The sequence below is a fragment of the Mycolicibacterium setense genome (assembly GCF_000805385.1).
Lineage (GTDB): Bacteria > Actinomycetota > Actinomycetes > Mycobacteriales > Mycobacteriaceae > Mycobacterium > Mycobacterium setense.
The window spans coordinates 648,751-666,917 of the sequence record NZ_JTJW01000003.1 but is presented as its reverse complement, the minus strand read 5'-3'; the positions used below and the strand labels follow the sequence as shown (position 1 = coordinate 666,917).

The window sequence follows — 18,167 nt, the reverse complement described above, 5'->3', positions numbered from 1 at the left end:
CTCATGCGCCTGGCCACCTGGAACGTCAATTCGATCCGAACCCGAGCGGACCGCGTGGTCGACTGGCTCGAGCGTGCCGATGTCGATGTGCTGGCCATGCAGGAAACCAAGTGCACCGATGCGCAGTTCCCGATGATGCCGTTCGCCGCGTTGGGCTACGAGGTGGCCCATGTCGGGCTCAACCAGTGGAACGGCGTGGCCATCGCCTCACGGGTCGGCCTCGACGACATCGAGATCGGGTTTCCGGGCCAACCCGTATGGGGCGGTAGTCCCGGAAAGGATCCAGCGGAGGCCACTGCCGAGGCCCGCGCGCTGGGCGCGACCTGCGGCGGGGTACGCGTGTGGAGCCTGTATGTACCCAACGGCCGTACCTTGGCGGATCCGCACTACGCCTACAAGCTGGATTGGCTTGCCGCCCTGCGCGATACCGCCGCAGGCTGGCTCAAAGAGGATCCGGAGCGGCCCATCGCGCTCGTCGGCGATTGGAACATCGCGCCCAAGGACGAAGATGTCTGGGACATGGCCGCGTTCAATGGCCGCACGCATGTGTCAGAACCCGAGCGCGCCGCCTTCCAGGCCATGCACGAGGCCCAATTCACCGACGTGGTGCGACCTTTCACGGAAGGTCCGGGAATCTACACCTACTGGGATTACACGCAGCTGGCATTCCAGAAGCGCCGTGGCATGCGCATCGACTTCATTCTCGGCTCCCCCGGCCTGGCCTCGCGCGTGACGCACGCCGAGATCGTGAAGGACGAACGCCGCCCGAAGAAGGGCACCACCGCACCCAGCGATCACGCGCCGGTCGTGGTCGAGCTGAGCTGAGCCGTCCGGCTGACTCTGCGCCCAAGGCGCGAAAGTGCGAGTAGGCCGCGCCCTGGGAGCAGAATCAACGGCCTGACGGCACCACTTCTCCGCTATCGGGCCGACGCCGCGATGAGGTCGACGGCTTCTGCCACGCTGTCGGTGCAATGGAGCAGCGCCAGATCGGATTCGGAGATCTTGCCGTCCCGCAGCATGGTGTTGCGAATCCAGTCGATCAACCCCGACCAGTAGTCGACGCCCATCAGGATGATCGGAAACTGTGTGACCTTGTGGGTCTGCACCAGGGTCAGCGCCTCGAACAGTTCGTCGAGGGTGCCGAATCCACCCGGCAGGCACACGAATGCCTGCGCGTACTTGACGAACATGGTCTTACGGACGAAGAAGTAGCGGAAGTTGATGCCGAGATCGACCCAGTGGTTGAGGTGCTGTTCGAAGGGCAGTTCGATACCCAGTCCGACGGAGTAGCCGCCGGACTCGCTGGCCCCGCGGTTGACGGCCTCCATCGAGCCCGGACCGCCGCCGGTGATCACCGCATAGCCCGCTCGGACCAGCGCGATGCCCAGTTCCTCGCCCAACCGGTACTCCGGCGAATGCGGAACCGTGCGGGCCGATCCGAAAACCGTGACAGCCCTGGGCATCTCGGCCAGGGCATCGAAACCGTCAACGAACTCGCCCTGGATGCGCATCACGCGCCACGGATCGGTGTGCACCCAATCGGCGGAGCCGCGCCGGTCGAGCAGGCGTTGGTCGGCGGTGGTGGTGGCGCAGCGGTCCCGACGGAGTTGCACCGAACCACGAATCTGAAGCGGGCTGTCGTCGTTCTCGGTCACGTTTGCCAGCGTATGGGAAAGCAATCCCCTGCCGGCTACGCGGGCTTGACGCCCACGGTGATGGCGTCGGAGATCGGCGTCCACACCGGCCGCCGCACCCGGTGCTGTTCGACGACGGTGAATCCGGCCATTTCGAACAGCGCGCGCATCTCGTCCTCGGTGGGACTGTGGGCGGGTGCGCTCAGGTCGGCTGAAATGGCGTGCAGCGGAAGGAATGTCCGGCGGGGACTCATCGTCGTCACGGCCACCATGCCGCCAGGCGCGAGTGCCCGGTAGAACTCCGCGAGGGCGGCCGGTTGATCGAAAAAATGAAAAGCCGATGTGGTCACCACCGCATCGAGGAAGCCGTCCCGGAAGGGCAGTTCTTCGGCCGGCGCCGACATCCACCGCACCCGGTCGGATCGCTTGGCCGCCTGGGCCAGCATGCCGTCGGACATGTCCAGGCCGTAGACCTCGTCCGGGCGCAGTTCACGCTCGATGCGGTCGGCCAGGATGCCGGTGCCGCAGGCGATGTCGGCGATCGTACGGGCACCGCGCTGCTGCAGTTGGGCGATCACCTCGTCCTGGGCGGGTCGGTACACCCACCGCTGGAGGCAGCCCTGGTCATAAGCCGGTGCGGCGAAACTCCAGAATCGCGTGATGGCGTCGTTGAATCCGCGGCGCTGTGTGGTGGTCACCGACCCGAGTGTAGGTGCGTTGCCGGCGGCCCTGCTCAAGCCTGATTGTCGGCTCCCGCCTCTCGGGCCTGATTGTCGGCTCCCGCCTCTCAGGCCTGATTGTCGGCTCCCGCCTCGGTCCCATAGCGGCCCGCGCTGAACATCGACGCCACCGCACCGATCACCATCATCACCGCCGCGGCGGTGAACACCACGGTCAGCCCGGAGTGGAACGGCTCAGTGATCAACTGCGGGAAGAACGTCTGCCCGGTGATCACATCGGCGTTCACGCCCGGTTGGTGCAACGCGTCGTAGGGCGCCAGCAGTTCGGCCATCGGGTTGTAGCCCAGGAACGCCGCGAACAGGCTGCCGACCGGGGGCAGGTTCGCCACATCCTGAGCCACGGATGCCGAAACACCTTGCTGGGTCAGGCCGGAGGTCAACGCCGCGGGCAACGTGTTGGCCAGCCCGACGATCATCAGCGAGAAGAAGATGCCGATGGACAGTGAGTTGCCTGCGTTGAAGAACGTCGATCGCACACCCGAGGCGGCGCCACGCTGGTCGGCCGGCACGCTCGACATGATGGCCGCCGTGTTGGGGGCGGTGAAGATGCCGCCGCCCAGACCGTTGAGGAACACCAGGATCGCGAACACCCAGTAGTCGAAGTTGACCGGGATGAGCAGCAGCGCCACGAAGGTGGCCGCCATCAGCAGCATGCCGCCGACGGTCAGCGGCCGCGCGCCGATGCGGTCGGAGAGCGATCCGGCGATCGGCGCGGCGACCAGGAATCCGATGGTGACCGGCAGCAGGTAGATGCCAGCCCACAAGGGGGTGGATTCGAAGCTGTAGCCGTGCAGCGGCAGCCAGATGCCCTGCAACCAGATGATGAGCATGAACTGCAGCCCGCCGCGGCCCACCGAGGACATCAGGCCCGCCAGGTTGCCCATCCCGAAGGCTGCCGATTTGAACAGCCGGATGTCCACCATGGGCGAGGACACCTTCAACTCGACGATGCAGAACGCCACCAGCAACAGCAGGCCGACGGCGATGGAGCCCAGCACCCACGGGCTGGTCCAGCCGGTGGTCGCGTCACCGTAGGGCTGGATGCCGTAGGTGATGCCGATCAGCAGCACCGTCAGGCCCAGCCCGAACGTCAGCGTGCCGGCCCAGTCGAGCCGACCGGCGGTACGGACACCGAGTTCTTTGAGTGAGCGGTAGCTCCAGATCGTGCCGAGGATGCCGATCGGCACGCCCACCCAGAAGACGGCCTTCCAGTGCCACTCGGACAGGAAGCCACCGATGAGCAACCCGAGGAAGGATCCGGCGACCGCGGCCACCATGTTGGTCCCCAGCGCCATGCCGCGCTGGTTGGCGGGGAAGGCGTCGGTGAGGATCGCCGACGACGACGCCATCAGCATGGCGCCGCCGACGCCTTGGACCACGCGCCAGCCGATGAGCCAGATCGCACCGCCACCGAGTTGGAACGGGTCGAAGGACAGTGCGATCGCGGCCACGGTGAAGACCACGAAGCCCAGGTTGTAGATGCGGACCCGGCCGTACATGTCGCCGAGCCGTCCGAAGGGCACCACGAGCACCGCGGTGACCACGAGGTAGCCCATCAGCATCCACAGCAGGTAGCTGACGTTGCCCGGGGCCAGCGGATTCAGGCCGATGCCGCGGAAGATCGCGGGCAGCGAGATCAGCACGATCGAGGCGTTGATCGAGGCCAGCAGGATGCCCAACGTGGTGTTGGACAGCACCACCCACTTGTAGAACGGGTGATCGTGATCCATCCGTTTACGCCGGTCGGCGGTCTCGGCCTGCGCAGCGTCGACGCCGCCGGCCGCGTTCGTCATCTCAGTCGTCATTCCGTCTTCGCTCTGGTCGCAATCGAGGGGCGGCAATGCCCAACATGTTCAAAACACATATATTAGCTATACAAATCATGTGACGGCAATTTGAGCGAGCTTCGAATCTCGCGGTCGCCGGCCTCCACGTCAGGGCGCGACGCTCAGTCCGGTGTCGGAAACCGCGGCCTCCGGGGTTCCCCACCGCACAACGTCTGCGCTAGGTTGGGCCCTGCAAACCACACACGCGGGAGTGCGCACGAGCGCGCTGAGAGGACGGGTACGCCCGTCGACCGTACGAACCTGACCGGGTAATGCCGGCGTAGGGAGATTTTCATGAGCAGTTCTGTTTTTGGCGGCTTTACCGACCCTTCCGTGACCACCGGTCCGATCACCGGAAGTACCAAGGTCTATCGCGAGATCGACCATGACGGCGCGGTGTTGCGGGTGCCGTTCCGCCGGGTGAACCTCACCAACTCCGAGCATCTCGACCTTTATGACACCTCAGGCCCGTACACCGACGACGATGCGGTGATCGATCTGACCGCCGGCCTGGCGCCGCGTGCCGGCGTACACAAGGATCGCGGCACCCAGCTGCAACGGGCCCGGGCCGGCGAGATCACCGCCGAGATAGCGTATATCGCTGAGCGCGAGGGTGTTTCACCCGAGCTGGTGCGTGACGAGGTCGCCCGGGGCCGGGCGGTCATTCCCGCCAATCACAACCATCCGGAGAGCGAGCCGATGATCATCGGCAAGGCGTTCTGCGTGAAAGTCAATGCCAATATCGGTAATTCGGCTGTCACCTCCTCGATCGGCGAGGAAGTCGACAAGATGGTGTGGGCCACCCGATGGGGTGCCGACACCATCATGGACCTGTCCACCGGCAAGGACATCCACCAGACACGCGAGTGGATCCTGCGCAACTCACCGGCCCCGGTCGGCACCGTGCCGATCTACCAGGCGCTGGAGAAGGTCAACGGCGACCCGACCAAGTTGACCTGGGAGATGTACCGCGACACCGTGATCGAGCAGTGTGAGCAGGGCGTCGACTACATGACCGTGCACGCGGGGGTGCTTCTCCGCTACATCCCGTTGACCGTCAAGCGGGTCACCGGCATCGTGTCCCGCGGCGGGTCCATCATGGCGGCCTGGTGCCTGGCGCATCACACGGAGTCTTTCCTCTACACCCACTTCGAGGAACTCTGCGAGATCCTGGCTCGCTACGATGTGACGTTCTCACTGGGCGACGGGCTGCGTCCCGGGTCCATCGCCGACGCCAACGACGAGGCCCAGTTCGCCGAACTGCGCACCCTGGGTGAGCTCACCAAGATCGCGAAATCCCATGGCGTGCAGGTGATGATCGAAGGCCCGGGCCACGTCCCCATGCACAAGATCGTGGAGAACGTGCGGCTGGAAGAAGAGCTCTGCGAAGAAGCACCGTTCTACACGCTTGGCCCGCTGGCCACCGACATCGCACCGGCCTATGACCACATCACCTCGGCGATCGGCGCGGCCATCATCGCCCAGGCCGGCACCGCGATGTTGTGTTACGTCACGCCCAAGGAACACCTGGGCCTGCCCGACCGCAAGGACGTCAAGGACGGCGTCATCGCGTACAAGATCGCCGCGCACGCCGCCGATCTGGCCAAGCAGCATCCGCGCGCGCAGGAAAGGGACGACGCGCTGTCGAAGGCGCGGTTCGAGTTCCGGTGGCACGATCAGTTCGCGTTGTCGTTGGATCCCGACACTGCCCGCGAGTTCCACGACGAGACGTTGCCGGCCGAGCCGGCCAAGACGGCGCACTTCTGCTCGATGTGCGGTCCCAAGTTCTGCTCGATGCGCATCACGCAGGATATTCGCGACGCTTACCCCGACGGTGTCCCCGACGAGATCGCGCAGGGCATGGCGGCCAAGTCTCAGGAGTTCGCCGACCATGGCAACCGCGTGTATCTACCCTTGACCTCGTGAGGCGAAAGTGAACTTCTTGCCGCTGGTCGCCGCGGGTGAGACCCCGCTGCGAGTGATGACCATCGCCGGATCCGACTCCGGCGGTGGCGCCGGGATCCAGGCCGACATGCGGACCTTCGCGATGCTCGGCCTGCACGGGTGCGTCGCGGTGACCGCGGTGACGGTGCAGAACTCGGTGGGCGTCAAGGGTTTTCACGAGATACCGCTCGACATCGTCTCGGATCAGATACGGGCCGTCGTCACCGATATCGGCATTCAAGCCGCCAAGACCGGGATGCTGGCCTCCGCGGAGATCATCAGCACGATCGCCGAGACGTGGCGGGCCGAGGGTCTGGCGTCGAACGTGCCGCTGGTCGTCGACCCGGTGTGCGCATCGATGCACGGCGATCCGCTGCTGCATCACAGTGCACTGGACGCGTTGCGCACCGAACTGTTCCCGCTCGCCACCCTGGTCACCCCGAACCTCGACGAGGTGCGGCTGCTCGTCGACATCGAAGTCGTCGATGCCGCAAGTCAGCGGGACGCGGCGCGGGCCCTGCACGCCCTCGGCCCGCAGTGGACGTTGGTAAAGGGCGGGCACCTGCGCTCGTCAGCGGACAGCCCCGACCTCCTGTTCGACGGCACCGATTTTCACGAGTTCCAGGCGCCGCGGGTCGATACGGGTGATGATCACGGCGCCGGCGATACTCTCGCCGCGGCGACGGCTTGCGCTCTGGCACACGGTTATTCAGTGCCCGAGGCGGTGGAGTTCGGCAAGGCATGGGTGACCGAGTGCATCCGCGCGGCTTATCCGCTGGGGCACGGCCACGGCCCGGTCAACGCGCTGTTCCGGTTGCCGCGATGAACCTCGAGGCGATCGCGGGAATCGCGCACGAGCCAGTGGGGCCGACACAGGGTGTCGTGGTGCTGACCCACGGGGCGGGCGGTAACCGCGATTCGGCAATGCTGGTCAAGCTCTGCGACGAGTGGGCGTCTCGCGGCTGGTTGGCCATCCGTTACAACCTGCCGTACCGCCGCCGCAGGCCCAAGGGCCCGCCCTCGGGATCGGCGACCAGTGACCAGGAAGGGATCGCCGAGGCGATCGCGCTGGCCCGCACCATGACCGATGGGCCCGTGGTCGCCGGCGGGCATTCCTACGGCGGCCGGATGACCTCGATGGTGACCGCCGGGGACGATGGGGCCGGCCCAGACGTACTGACGCTGTTCTCTTATCCGCTGCATCCACCGGGCAAGCCGGAACGGGCGCGCACCGAGCATCTGCCCGGAATCACGGTGCCCACGGTGTTCACCCAGGGCACCGCCGATCCGTTCGGCACGATCGACGAGCTGACGGCGGCCGCGGCCTTGGTGAGCGGACCGACCGAACTCGTCGTCATCGACGGCGCTCGCCATGATCTCGGATCCAAGCGGGTGGACGTGCCCGCCCTTGCGGTGGATGCGGCGCTGCGGGCAGTCGATATCGTCGAGCCATGACCTTCACTTCCGGTCCGCCCGGCCCCACCGGTGGTCCTGGCCCGCACGGCCACAACTACCCGCCGCCACCTCCGCAGCCGTATTCCACCGGTCCTGACCAGTTCTCGGCGCAACCGAACAAATCCCCGGCGCTCAAATGGGTGCTGCTGGGTGTCGTGGTGCTGGTCGCGATCGCCGTCGCGGCCGGTGCGGTGTTCTATCTCGCCCGGGACCGCGGCGCCACGGAGGCCAGCCAGGTCCGCTCGGGCGATTGCCTGACGGAGATTCCCGACAGCAGCCGCGTGCTGTATCTGAAGACCGTGACTTGCGACCAGCCGCACAAGGGCGAGGTGTTCGCGGTGCTGCCGCTGCCTGACGGAGATTTCCCGGGCGATGCCGCGGTGGTCAAGTACGCCGACAAGTGCGGACCGGCACTCACCGAGTACGCGCCGAACGCCAACTCGGAATCCGGGATTCAGCTGTTCGTGTTGTACCCGACGGCGGACTCCTGGCAGCGTGGGGACCGCACGGTGACATGCATCGCTACCAGCAAGGAACCCCGCACCGGCAAAATCGGGTAAGGCGCGCATCACCAAGAGATAATCGCTACGAGGCTTTGCACGCGGTGCCGCATGCCGAGCGGTGGTGCGGCGGGAAGGCAGGTAGCTGGCCCATGAGCGCTCTGTCCGACAACCCGTGGCCCGCACTGCGGGTATCGGATTGGGAACCTACGCGCGACACCCTCCACATGTGGACGCAGATCGTCGGAAAGATCCGCCTGACGTACTCGCCGCTGCTGAACCACTGGTGGGGGGTGACGCTGTATGTGAGTCCGCGCGGGCTGACCACGTCATCGATTCCCTATCGAAACGGGTTGTTCGACATGGAGTTCGATTTCATCGACCATGTGCTCGCGATCCGCACGGGTGACGGTGGAAAGGGCAGCGTGGCGCTGGCACCGAAATCGGTGGCCAAGTTCTACGCCGAAACCCTGTCGGCACTGGGTCAATTGGGCATTGAAGCGCAGATCCACGCCCGGCCCAACGAAGTTGAGCCCGCGATACCGTTTGCCGAAGATCACCAACACGCGTCGTACGATCCGCGCGCCGCCAACCTGTTCTGGCGCCAGTTGGTGCAGGCGCACCGGGTCATCAGCGACTTCCGGGCACATTTCATCGGCAAGGCGAGTCCCGTGCACTTCTTCTGGGGCTCGTTCGACATGGCGTGCACCAGGTTCTCCGGGCGGCCCGCACCCGAGCACCCCGGCGGGGCGCCCAATTGTCCCAATGGCGTGATGGTGGAAGGTTATTCGCACGAGTTGAGCAGTTGCGGCTTCTGGCCGGGCGGTGGCGAGGAGGGCGCGTTCTACGCGTACGCCTATCCCGAGCCGGAAGGATTCGCCGATTATCACGTCGGCCCGGGCGCGGCCTTCTACAGCCAGGATTTCAGACAGTTCCTGCTGCCCTACGAGGCGGTGCGGAAGTCCGTCGATCCCGACCGGGCGCTGATGGAATTCCTGCAGTCCACCTACGCAGCCGCGGCCGACCTGGCGGACTGGGACCGCGCGAGCCTGGAGTGCGACCCGAAGCGCTGGAGCTGATCCGGCCATCGGCGTCGTCAACCGATTCCACCCCTCGACAAAGTACCCGGTACCTGCGGTACTGTCTGCATCATGAGCCCGGGGGAATACGAGGCGATCATCGTCGGCGCCGGCTTCGCCGGCATCGGCGCCGCCATCCAGCTCAAACGGCTGGGCATCGAGGACTTCGTGATCCTGGATCGCGAGGATGACCTCGGCGGCACCTGGTACGTCAACCACTACCCCGGCCTGGCGGTCGACGTGCCGACCACCACGTACTCGTACTTCTTCGAGCCGAATCCAAACTGGTCACGCCTCTTCTCCACGGGCACCGAGATCAAGCGGTACGCCGACGACGTGGCCGACAAGTACGACGTGCGGCGCCACATCCGGTTCAACACCTCGGTCGAAAGTGCCCGTTGGGATGAGGAGACGTCGCGCTGGCGCGTCGCCCTCGCCGGCGGTGAGGTGCTCAGCGCGCGTTTCCTGCTGACTGCCACCGGCTTCCTGTCTCAGCCGCGCACCCCTGACATCCCGGGCATCGCCGAGTTCACCGGCAAGGTCATCCACACCACCGACTGGGATGACAGCTACCGGCCCGACGGTCGCCGGATCGCCATCATCGGCACGGGCGCCACCGCGGTGCAGCTCATCCCCGAGCTGGCCCGCGACGCCGCGGAGCTGACGGTCTACCAGCGCACCCCGATCTGGGTGGTGCCCAAGATCGACCTGAAATTCTCGGCAAGGGTCAAAGCGTTGTTCGCCCGGGTCCCGCTGACCCAGCGCGCCATCCGTGCCGTCACCGACGCCGTCTATGCGTTCATGGTCGACACCGCGGTGCTCAAGCACCGGTACTTCCGGCGGTTCAACATCGCCGCTTCCGACCTGGCCAAGCTGCACCGATTCGTCTCGATCCGAGACCCCGAGCTACGCCGCAAGCTGACGCCGGACTACGACTTCGGCTGCAAGCGTCCGACATTCTCCAACGGCTACTACCGCGCCTTCACCAAACCGCACGTGCACCTGCAGGCCGATGGCATCGAACGGATAGAACCGGGTGCCATCGTCAACGCCGACGGCACCAGGACGGCCGTCGACACCTTGGTCCTGGCCACCGGGTTCGACCTGTGGGACGCGAACTTTCCGGCCATCGAAGTGATCGGGCGCGACGGACGCAACCTCGGAAAGTGGTGGCGGGAGACCCGTTTCCAGGCCTACCAGGGTGTATCGATGCCGTACTTCCCGAACTACCTGAGCCTGGCGAGCCCGTACGCATTCCTGGGTCTGAACTTCTTCAACACGATGGAGTATCAGATGCGCCTGATGGACCGGCTGTTCGGCGAGGTCGCGCGTCGCGACGCCACCACGTTCGAGGTCACCGAGGAGGCCAATTCGCGGTACCTGGACCGTATGACCGAGGCTTTGGGTGACTCGTTGTTCACCCTCGGAAACTGCGCATCGGCACGGTCGTACTATTTCAACCCGAGCGGCGAGGCAACGCTGCTCCGGCCGATGACGACCCGCCGGGCCGTCGCCGAAGCTTCACGATTCCCGTTGAGCGACTACACATTTGCCTGATCAGAGAGGATCACACATGGCAGAGGGCAACAACTCCAAGCTGGTCAAGCTCGCCGGCCTCGGCCTGGCCGGCGCCGGTGTCTCACATTTTGTGAAGCCGCAGCTGTTCGAGTCGATCACCAAGCCTGCGTTCCCCAACGACACGCAGAAGCACATCTACACCAACGGCGGCATCGAGACGGCGATCGGCCTGGGGCTCCTCCTGCCCAAGACCCGCAAGCTGGCCACCATCGGCACGCTCGGTTATCTGGCCTACCTGGCCGGCAACGCCGTTCGTAACCGGTAACGACCCAGCAGGGTCAGATCGATCATGACGGCGACGACGGCTCGGGCCTGCTCTGAATTCTGATAGTTCATGAGCCGGCCCAAGTCGATCACCAACGCCATCGCGGCATGAACCGCGAAGCGTGCCTGGCCGACACTCCACTCGGGACGCACCGGCATCACGACCTCGACCCACGATTCCACGGCTGCACGCTGCAGATCCCGCAGTATCTTCTGGTCGGCGGGCGTCATGTTCAGGCGTTCGGTGTAGTAGACGTAGTCGAGTTCGGGCCGATCGAACGATCGGGCCACGTAGTCGTCGATGAGGGCACCCAGCGCCTGTTCGGGGTCCTCGGCCGCGCCGAGGACTTCGGACATGTCCGCCGACAGCCTGTCGGCGGCGCGCCGGAACCCGGCCGCCAGGATGTCGGATTTGCCCGAGAAATATCGGTAGATACCCGAGGCGGGCATGCCGACGGCGGTCGCGATGTCCTCCATCGTGGTGTCGCGATAGCCCTTCTGATTGAACAGCCGCATCGATTCGGTCAGCAGCGCTTCGTATTTCGTCGGGTTCGCCACCCCCGGAGGAGGCGTCACCGCGTCGGTCGGGTTCGGGAACTCGGGCAGCTCCGCGGCCAGCACGGTGTCGCAGATGTCGGCGAGCAGTGCGCGGATCTGACTGGCGGGCAATTTGGACCGATGATCGACGACGCTGCCGACCACGCCGAGGACCGCGGTCGACAAGGTCCAGCGGGCCCGCGAGCTGAGTTCGGGCCGCAACTCCATCAGCGGCCGGTGTATCCGGCGGTGCACCGTGCGCACCTGCGCGTCCAGTGTGCTCTGGTCATCGCCGCGCAGATAACGCGCCTCCCAGCGGTACAACCCGCCGGATTCACGGTTGGCCAGGGCGGTGTCGCTGAGCGCGGCGACCAGGCGGCGCAACAGCTCACGCGGGTCCCCGTCGGCCTCCTCAGCAAACGCCGTCCCGTCGACAAGTTGCTGGCTGAGGTTGAGCACGGCGTCGCGGAACAATTCGTACTTGCTCGAATAGTGCCGGTACAACGCGGCCGCCGAGATCCCGACGCGCGAGGCGATGGCCTCCATGCTCACCCCGTGATATCCCAGGGCGCTGAAAGACTCCGCCGAGGCCCGCGCTATCTGGGCCTTTCGGTCTTTCGGTCGGCGTCGCACACCGTTGGCAGCGCTGTCCGTCGACCGGGGCGAGATGCGCGCCATTCCGTCACACTAACGGACCGAACAGCCGGGTCAAAATGGTGGTTCCAGGGAGAATAAGCATTAACATAGGCGGCAATAAGGGCGGACGGGGGTTGCGTGCTTGCCAGGCTGCGGAGGTTGCTGGCCTACCGGGTCGCGCTCGGCGAACTGATCGTCGTTGCTGTGGTGCTGGGTGTGCCGTATCTGCTCATCGGTATCTTCTGGTCCGGCACACACACCGACCATCTGCAATCGATGGGCGGCCTCGACGCGGTGGTGTCCTTTCTGGGGGCGATGGTTTCGTGGCCGGTGTTGTTGTTCGCCGACGTATGTATGACATGAAGGGGGAACGGTGAGTTTTCGAGCCGTCTACATCGGGATCGCCGGGGCAGTCGTGTTGGGCATCGGGCTGTACCTGTTGAGCATGCCGGTCTACCTGGACGACTTCGATCAGTTCGGCATGCAGGTCCCGTGCGGCTCCGGCTATGGCGCCCACTTGGTCCAGGCGGAGGCCGCAGGTCAGGAGTATGTCGACAAATGCGGGTCAGCCCTGATGATGCGCCGGTTGTGGACTGTCCCAGTGGCCGCGCTCGGGGCGCTGGCCCTGATCGCCGTATTGTTCCGCGCTGCCACGTCGTCGGCGCACGAGACGCTGCTGCCCAATCGCGATACGCACTGACATGGGCTGAAAATCTGCACGGCCGTACTTGTCGGTGGTCGAATGTATGTTCGATATATGGAGGCGGGTGCGGTTGAGGCGGTGGCGGGGTTGCGGGCCGCGTTCGACGTGTTCGCCGCCTGTGATGTCGGCGCGCTGACCCGCGCGGAAGTGTTGGCGGTGCTCGACGAGTACGAAACCTTGACCTGTCAGCTGCCCGGTCCGCTGCATCGGTTGTTGGCCCAGCTGCAAGCCGAGGCCACGCCACGGGAGTTGGGCGCCAAATCCTGGAACGCGGTACTACGCATCCGGTGGCGCCTGTCGAGTGCGGAGGCCGGGCGCCGGCTGGCCGAGGCTGCCGAGTTGGGGCCACGCCATTCGCTGACCGGGGAACCTTTGGCCCCGGTGCTGCCGGTGGTGGCTGTCGCCCAGGCGGCTGGGTTGCTCACCGGTGATCACGTCAAAGTGCTGCGCGACGCGGTGGGTGATCTGCCCGGTTTCGTCGATCAGACCACCCGGGAACAGTTCGAGGCCGACCTGGTCCGCGTTGCGGTCGGGGTGGGGCCCAAGGAACTCAAGGAGACTGCCGAGTTGCGGTTGTTCCTGCTCGATCAGGACGGACCCGAACCCGACGACATTGAACGCGCCCGCAAACGCGGCGTGACCGTGTCCAAACAGGGTCGTGATGCGATGACCGCCCTGACCGCCAACATGACCCCCGAAGCCGCCGCCGTGTTCGAGGTCTTGTTCGCCAAGTTCGCCGCGCCGGGCATGTGCAACCCCGATGACGACGAACCGTGTACCACCGGCACTCCGAGCCAAGCTCAGATCGACAATGATCATCGCGGCCTGGCTCAACGCCAGCACGACGCGCTGCTGGTGATCGGGCGGATCGTGTTGATGAGTGGGGATCTGGGGCAGCTCAACGGGCTGCCGGTGTCGGTGATCATCCGCACCACCCTGCAAGACCTCGAATCACGGGCCGGGATCGGCGTCAGCGGTGGTGGCACCAAAATCGCGATCAAAGATGTCATCCGGATGGGCGCTCATGCCAATCATCATTTGGCGGTTTTCGATGAGGCCACCGGGGCGGCGGTGAACTATTTCCGGGCCCGCCGCATCGCCAGCCCGGCGCAGCGGATCATGTTGATCGCCCGCGACGGCGGTTGTACGAAACCGTGCTGCACCGTCGGCGCCTACGGCTCCCAGGTTCATCACGCCGCGGCGGATTGGGCCGATGGTGGGAACACCAACGTCGATGAGATGACCCTGGCCTGTGGGCCCGACAACCGCATGGTGCACACCGACGGCGGCTACCGCACCACCATCAACGCCCGCGGCGAGGTCGAATGGCACCCACCTGCCGGTCTCGACCATGGCCAGTCCCGGATCAACTATCACCACCGCCCCGAACTGCTGCTCACCCCACCCGACCAAAAACCCACATCCACGCCCACACCCACACCCGAGGTCGATCCTCAGCCCGGCACCACCTCAACCCCCGAACCCGAGCCGGCGCGTGGCCCCGAGTGGAAAGCCGAACCCGAACCGCACTCGGACATCACCCCCGACCCCGAGTGGGAGCCGGAGTGGGAGCTCAGGCCAGAGCGCGAGCCGGAGTGCGAGCGGCAGCCCGAACCGGAGCCATACCCGGCACAGCACGCCGGACCGGAACGGGACATGAAACCGGTACCGGACCCGCAGTGGGAGTCGCGGCCCGAACCGGAGTGGGAGCTCACCCTGCAGCAGGAACCGTGGCCCGACCTGACGCGCCACCCCGAACCTCGCCCGCACTTGAAACCAGACCCCGACCCCGCGCCGGCCCCGAACCGTCCACCCGATGACCCACCACGCAACGACCCGACAGTCCAACGGGATCCAGAACCCGACTGGGACTTGGCGCCCGACAGTGTGCCGCAACCGCACTGGGACGAATTCGACCTGGAATGGGACCAATGGGACCTGGAGCGCGACACAAACTTTGATCCACCCGCACCCATCCCGCCGCGCGCCGAAGAAGCCTGGGACACAGAATCATTCGACCCCGCAAGCCCACCCGACTGGGAACTGCTGCACGACACGCCACCGCACGACCCCGACCCATGGCAACCCATCGACCACCATGCCCTCACAGCCAAACCGGCACGCGGCCCCTGACAAACACGCAAGCCCGGCGCTTGCCCACCCCGCGCGCAACCCGCCGCGCGGAAACGCTGCACACCGCAGCGTCGTGCGCATGGGCAAAACGAATGCGCGCGCGAGCGAAATGACCACCCCACAGGCGGGCCGCAACCCCGGTGTGGGTGCGACGCGAACAACTACACCCGCCGCAGAGTCACATCACGATTCGACCGCCTAGATCGGGTTGAACGATGAGATCAGCCAATTGCCATCGATTTTCGTGAGCCCGACCTTGACGGCACTCGCGGCCTGCGCCGGTTCGGGGTTGTCGCGGCTGGTTGTCGCCTGGTTCAGGTAGACCAACACCTCCGCGGTGTCGGATTGCACATCGAGCGGGGCGGCGCGAACAACAGTGGCGGTGGCGTTGATGTCTTTCTGCTTGGCTGCCGGCGCCACGAACTTGTCAGCGAACTCGCTGTAGTACGTCAAGAACTCACCGGTCAGGCGGGATCGTGCGTCGGCGAAGTCCTTGTCCAAACTGTTTGGTGCATAAGACAACAACGCCACCGAACCTTCGGATGCCACGTCGATCACGGTCATGGTCGCCGCGGCATTCCCATGGTCCACTCGATATACGCCGAAATAGAGCGCCGCTGCCGAGGCCGCCGATGCCAGCAGTACGCAGATGACCGCTATCGGGCGCCATCGCAGGGCAAGACGGTGCATCCACCGTTCGGACGGGGCGTCGGCCAATGCCGTCTCAGCGTCAATTCCGCTGGGGCTGTTGGTCTTTGACTCGTCAGAGATCGACTCATCGTCCGCAGCGCTCTCGATGTCAACTTCGGATGTTGTTGTGCTCATGGGACGAACTCCACCTTCGACATCTTGATCTGTCCCCCGTCTTTGACCATGGTGACGCTCAGCCGCCAGTTCCGCGGCTGCTGGTTCGCCCCGGCCGAATTGCTCACCGTGGTCGCCGTACTGACGAGGACGACCGCGGAGTCTCCGTCCATCGACTGCACGGCCGAGGCGCGCGCCGTCGCCTTCGTCGTCGCTTTCGAATCCTGCGCCGCTTTCACCAGATCTTCGGACGTGGACTCGATGTCCTCCCTGAACGGCCCGGTCGAATTGTCGATGATCTGCTGGACGTTGTCCTTCGCGGTGGCGCTGTCGATCGACATCAAGGTGACGGCGGCCTGCGACGCGGCAGCCGAGAACTCGGCGCGCCGCTGCTGCTCACGTTCAGCTTGCTGGTGAAACCAGACCATGTAGCCACTGGCCGCCATCAACGCGCCGCTGACAAGAACGGCAACGCCGCCGAGCACGGTCGCAAGTTTGGGACGCCATCTGCGCACGCGAGAAGGTTGGTTGTCGTCCCCGTCCCCGTCCCCGTCCCCGCCCCCGTCCCCGTCCCCTGGGGCAGCGTCAGCGTCAGTTTCGGTGCCCTGCAGCGGCTCCACGTCATCGGCGCCCGGCGACGAGTCGGCATCGCCGGTCTCGTCGCCCACGGCTGTCTCAGTTTCCTGGTCGGAGCGGCTGAGTAACCGCATAGAGCACCTCCGGTTGGTCTCGGCCACTCACGGATGCACTAGTGACTGCCGTCGTATGGCCGATGTGATTGCTGCCACACGGTAGTGCCGTGGAAATCAGCGGTGATGCAGCTGTCCCATCCAGTGGACAAACCCGCAGCCGAACAAACCGGTGGCCGTCACCAGTTCCGCAGCGAGCACAAAGCTCCTTTGGGTCCGGCGGCTCGGTGTACGACGATGCCGTCCACGGCCAGTTCGCAGCGCAGCGTACGAGCGTCTTGCGGAGCGAGCCCGGCGGTGGTGACCGTGACCATGGCCCATCTCATCGGATCGGCGAGTGTGGTCTCGCGGATCCACGGCTTGCCGGGTTCGAGCACGACATCGTCCTTGGGGCTGAACTCATAGGGGTTGTGGCTGTAGTCCGCCCACGTCGGCGGGTCGACCTCGCGGAAATAGATGCCGACGGTCGTCGTCTCCTCGGCGGTGACCGTGTAGGTCACGCGGTGCATCATCGGACCCTCGTCGGCATACACCGGTGCCGCCAGCGAAAGGCCGGAAACCAGCGCGACGGCGAACACTGCAGGGACCATGCCCGCACGCCCCAGCTCAAACATCGCCACGCTGCCACCTGCTCGACCCGTCGCTTGTCACGCAACTCAAGAAGAGTCCGTCGGGCGCCTGCGCGACGGAATTCTCGAAACCTGTGCATGGCGCGTTCTCATCGCGAATGCCTTTCAAGGGCGGTGACCGGAAATAGCGGGGCTCGAAACGCCGCGGCGATCCGCAGAACACCAACCGCCCCCAGGAGGTCGTGCCGAAGACGTAGTGCGCCGTATCCCCACACGGAGCACCGAGCACGACGCCGCCGGCGATCCCGGGTACGCACGCGGGTTCGCTGCATACGACAGGTTCTGCGCTCGCCGGGGCCGGGGATGGGGCGATCATCGCCGTGACGATCAGCCCTGTCGTGACCGCGATCGGTATCCGCACGAACGTCACTGTGGCACGGCTGAATCCATCCGCCAGCCAATAGCCCACTAGGTGGGACATCGTCGGCAAAATCACGCCAAAAGCTGGACAGTGAACACTGCCACGGCAACCGCCCGTGGCAGCGTTCAGAGGAGCTGGGTCATGCGGGTGTCGACGGCATTCATTGGGGCAGGGGTACTTACGACCGTTGCAGTGGGCGGGGTGGGCAGCCCCGTGGCCGCGGCATCCCCCAGCTGGGGCCTCAACGGCACCTACACCGCTACGTCCAATGGCGAGTGGGCGAAGACAAACGACATCTTCCACGACGAAGCGAGCATTCGCAGCACCTGGACGATCTCCACGACCTGCAGCTATCCCAGCGAGTGCACCGGCACGGTCGACAGCGACTGGGGATGGAGCGCACCGATCTACAAGAAGAGCGGCGTCTGGTTCGTCAAGAAGACGGTGGACAACTGGCAGCCGTGTGGGGACGGGACTGCAGGCCCGGGACTGCAGGTGTTCCGCTTCTTCCCCTCGAACAAAGACGCCACCGCCACCGATCCGACGTCGACGACACTGCTGGGCGAGGATTCGACGACAGGCGTCAGCGGATCGTGCGGCACCAGCAAGGTCGTGTTCATCACGATGCCTTTCAAGCTGGTGAAAACCGACTGAC

Annotated in this window: 20 protein-coding genes and 1 riboswitch; of the genes, 12 read left to right on the top strand and 8 right to left on the bottom strand. The window is 65.5% G+C overall.

All coding sequences use genetic code 11. The annotated features are described in order from the left end of the window. The first annotated feature begins 3 nt into the window (after positions 1-3). Positions 4-825 (top strand): exodeoxyribonuclease III, encoded by an 822-nt coding sequence (locus QQ25_RS04605; protein ID WP_039377497.1) that lies wholly within the window; start codon positions 4-6, stop codon positions 823-825. 92 nt (positions 826-917) lie between these two features. Here the strand turns inward: QQ25_RS04605 and QQ25_RS04600 are convergent, their stop codons facing one another. From QQ25_RS04600 to QQ25_RS04590, 3 genes are all read right to left on the bottom strand, one after another. Continuing rightward, entirely contained in the window at positions 918-1,655 is a 738-nt protein-coding gene (locus QQ25_RS04600) for an LOG family protein (protein WP_039377496.1), read from the bottom strand. 35 nt (positions 1,656-1,690) lie between these two features. Next, positions 1,691-2,332 (bottom strand): class I SAM-dependent methyltransferase, encoded by a 642-nt coding sequence (locus QQ25_RS04595; protein ID WP_039377494.1) that lies wholly within the window; start codon positions 2,330-2,332, stop codon positions 1,691-1,693. 89 nt (positions 2,333-2,421) lie between these two features. Continuing rightward, a complete protein-coding gene (locus tag QQ25_RS04590) occupies positions 2,422-4,179 on the bottom strand; it encodes an MFS transporter (RefSeq protein ID WP_162627842.1) in 1,758 nt (585 codons plus the stop codon). A 216-nt stretch (positions 4,180-4,395) separates the two neighbouring features. Continuing rightward, a riboswitch (TPP riboswitch) is annotated at positions 4,396-4,504 on the top strand. Between QQ25_RS04590 and thiC the strand changes: the two genes are divergently transcribed. The 7 genes from thiC (at position 4,495) to QQ25_RS04555 (ending at position 11,021) form a co-directional block, all read left to right on the top strand. After that, entirely contained in the window at positions 4,495-6,126 is a 1,632-nt protein-coding gene (gene thiC / locus QQ25_RS04585) for a phosphomethylpyrimidine synthase ThiC (RefSeq protein WP_039377492.1), read from the top strand. Its footprint overlaps the riboswitch before it by 10 nt. A gap of 7 nt (positions 6,127-6,133) precedes the next feature. Then, positions 6,134-6,970, top strand: coding sequence for a bifunctional hydroxymethylpyrimidine kinase/phosphomethylpyrimidine kinase (gene thiD, locus QQ25_RS04580; protein WP_039377490.1), 837 nt, complete (start codon positions 6,134-6,136; stop codon positions 6,968-6,970). Further along, complete coding sequence (locus QQ25_RS04575; RefSeq protein WP_039377488.1) at positions 6,967-7,599, top strand: alpha/beta hydrolase family protein; 633 nt, start codon at positions 6,967-6,969, stop codon at positions 7,597-7,599. The genes thiD and QQ25_RS04575 overlap by 4 nt, the downstream gene beginning before the upstream one ends. Then, positions 7,596-8,159 (top strand): septum formation family protein, encoded by a 564-nt coding sequence (locus QQ25_RS04570; RefSeq protein WP_039377486.1) that lies wholly within the window; start codon positions 7,596-7,598, stop codon positions 8,157-8,159. Before QQ25_RS04575 ends, QQ25_RS04570 begins: the two co-directional genes overlap by 4 nt. 92 nt (positions 8,160-8,251) lie before the next feature. Then, the gene (locus tag QQ25_RS04565; RefSeq protein ID WP_039377484.1) at positions 8,252-9,178 is read left to right on the top strand and encodes a DUF5996 family protein; all 927 of its coding nucleotides are present in this window, start codon (positions 8,252-8,254) and stop codon (positions 9,176-9,178) included. A gap of 72 nt (positions 9,179-9,250) precedes the next feature. Beyond that, positions 9,251-10,735: a flavin-containing monooxygenase gene (locus QQ25_RS04560; RefSeq protein ID WP_039377482.1), complete on the top strand. Its 1,485-nt coding sequence runs from the start codon at positions 9,251-9,253 to the stop codon at positions 10,733-10,735. A gap of 16 nt (positions 10,736-10,751) precedes the next feature. Continuing rightward, on the top strand, positions 10,752-11,021 hold the full coding sequence (locus QQ25_RS04555) for a DoxX-related protein (protein ID WP_029110783.1): 270 nt from the start codon (positions 10,752-10,754) through the stop codon (positions 11,019-11,021). On the opposite strand, the gene QQ25_RS04550 is transcribed toward QQ25_RS04555, so the two are convergent. Beyond that, complete coding sequence (locus tag QQ25_RS04550; RefSeq protein WP_039377480.1) at positions 10,988-12,235, bottom strand: TetR/AcrR family transcriptional regulator; 1,248 nt, start codon at positions 12,233-12,235, stop codon at positions 10,988-10,990. The two genes, QQ25_RS04555 and QQ25_RS04550, sit on opposite strands and share 34 nt — an antisense overlap. Before the next feature lie 96 nt (positions 12,236-12,331). Between QQ25_RS04550 and QQ25_RS04545 the strand changes: the two genes are divergently transcribed. Genes QQ25_RS04545 through QQ25_RS04535 form a run of 3 tightly spaced genes read left to right on the top strand, consistent with a single transcriptional unit; the run spans position 12,332 to position 15,029 of the window. After that, positions 12,332-12,556: a hypothetical protein gene (locus tag QQ25_RS04545; protein WP_039314187.1), complete on the top strand. Its 225-nt coding sequence runs from the start codon at positions 12,332-12,334 to the stop codon at positions 12,554-12,556. A 10-nt stretch (positions 12,557-12,566) separates the two neighbouring features. Further along, positions 12,567-12,893 (top strand): hypothetical protein, encoded by a 327-nt coding sequence (locus tag QQ25_RS04540; protein WP_039377478.1) that lies wholly within the window; start codon positions 12,567-12,569, stop codon positions 12,891-12,893. Positions 12,894-12,950: 57 nt separating this feature from the next. Continuing rightward, a complete protein-coding gene (locus QQ25_RS04535; protein ID WP_411431675.1) occupies positions 12,951-15,029 on the top strand; it encodes a DUF222 domain-containing protein in 2,079 nt (692 codons plus the stop codon). A 198-nt stretch (positions 15,030-15,227) separates the two neighbouring features. Here QQ25_RS04535 and QQ25_RS04530 read toward each other — a convergent pair whose 3' ends face one another. From QQ25_RS04530 to QQ25_RS31270, 4 genes are all read right to left on the bottom strand, one after another. Continuing rightward, positions 15,228-15,854: a hypothetical protein gene (locus tag QQ25_RS04530; RefSeq protein WP_039377475.1), complete on the bottom strand. Its 627-nt coding sequence runs from the start codon at positions 15,852-15,854 to the stop codon at positions 15,228-15,230. Beyond that, a complete protein-coding gene (locus QQ25_RS04525; protein WP_201774196.1) occupies positions 15,851-16,501 on the bottom strand; it encodes an Rv1363c family protein in 651 nt (216 codons plus the stop codon). Before QQ25_RS04525 ends, QQ25_RS04530 begins: the two co-directional genes overlap by 4 nt. A 200-nt stretch (positions 16,502-16,701) precedes the next feature. Then, positions 16,702-17,136, bottom strand: a complete 435-nt coding sequence (locus QQ25_RS04520; protein WP_052235663.1) for an Rv2576c family protein — start codon at positions 17,134-17,136, stop codon at positions 16,702-16,704. Continuing rightward, positions 17,129-17,467 (bottom strand): hypothetical protein, encoded by a 339-nt coding sequence (locus QQ25_RS31270; protein WP_234711855.1) that lies wholly within the window; start codon positions 17,465-17,467, stop codon positions 17,129-17,131. The genes QQ25_RS04520 and QQ25_RS31270 overlap by 8 nt, the downstream gene beginning before the upstream one ends. Positions 17,468-17,653: 186 nt before the next feature. Between QQ25_RS31270 and QQ25_RS04510 the strand changes: the two genes are divergently transcribed. Beyond that, the gene (locus QQ25_RS04510) at positions 17,654-18,166 is read left to right on the top strand and encodes an Rv2253/PknI dimerization domain-containing protein (RefSeq protein WP_039377474.1); all 513 of its coding nucleotides are present in this window, start codon (positions 17,654-17,656) and stop codon (positions 18,164-18,166) included. Position 18,167 lies beyond the last annotated feature (1 nt).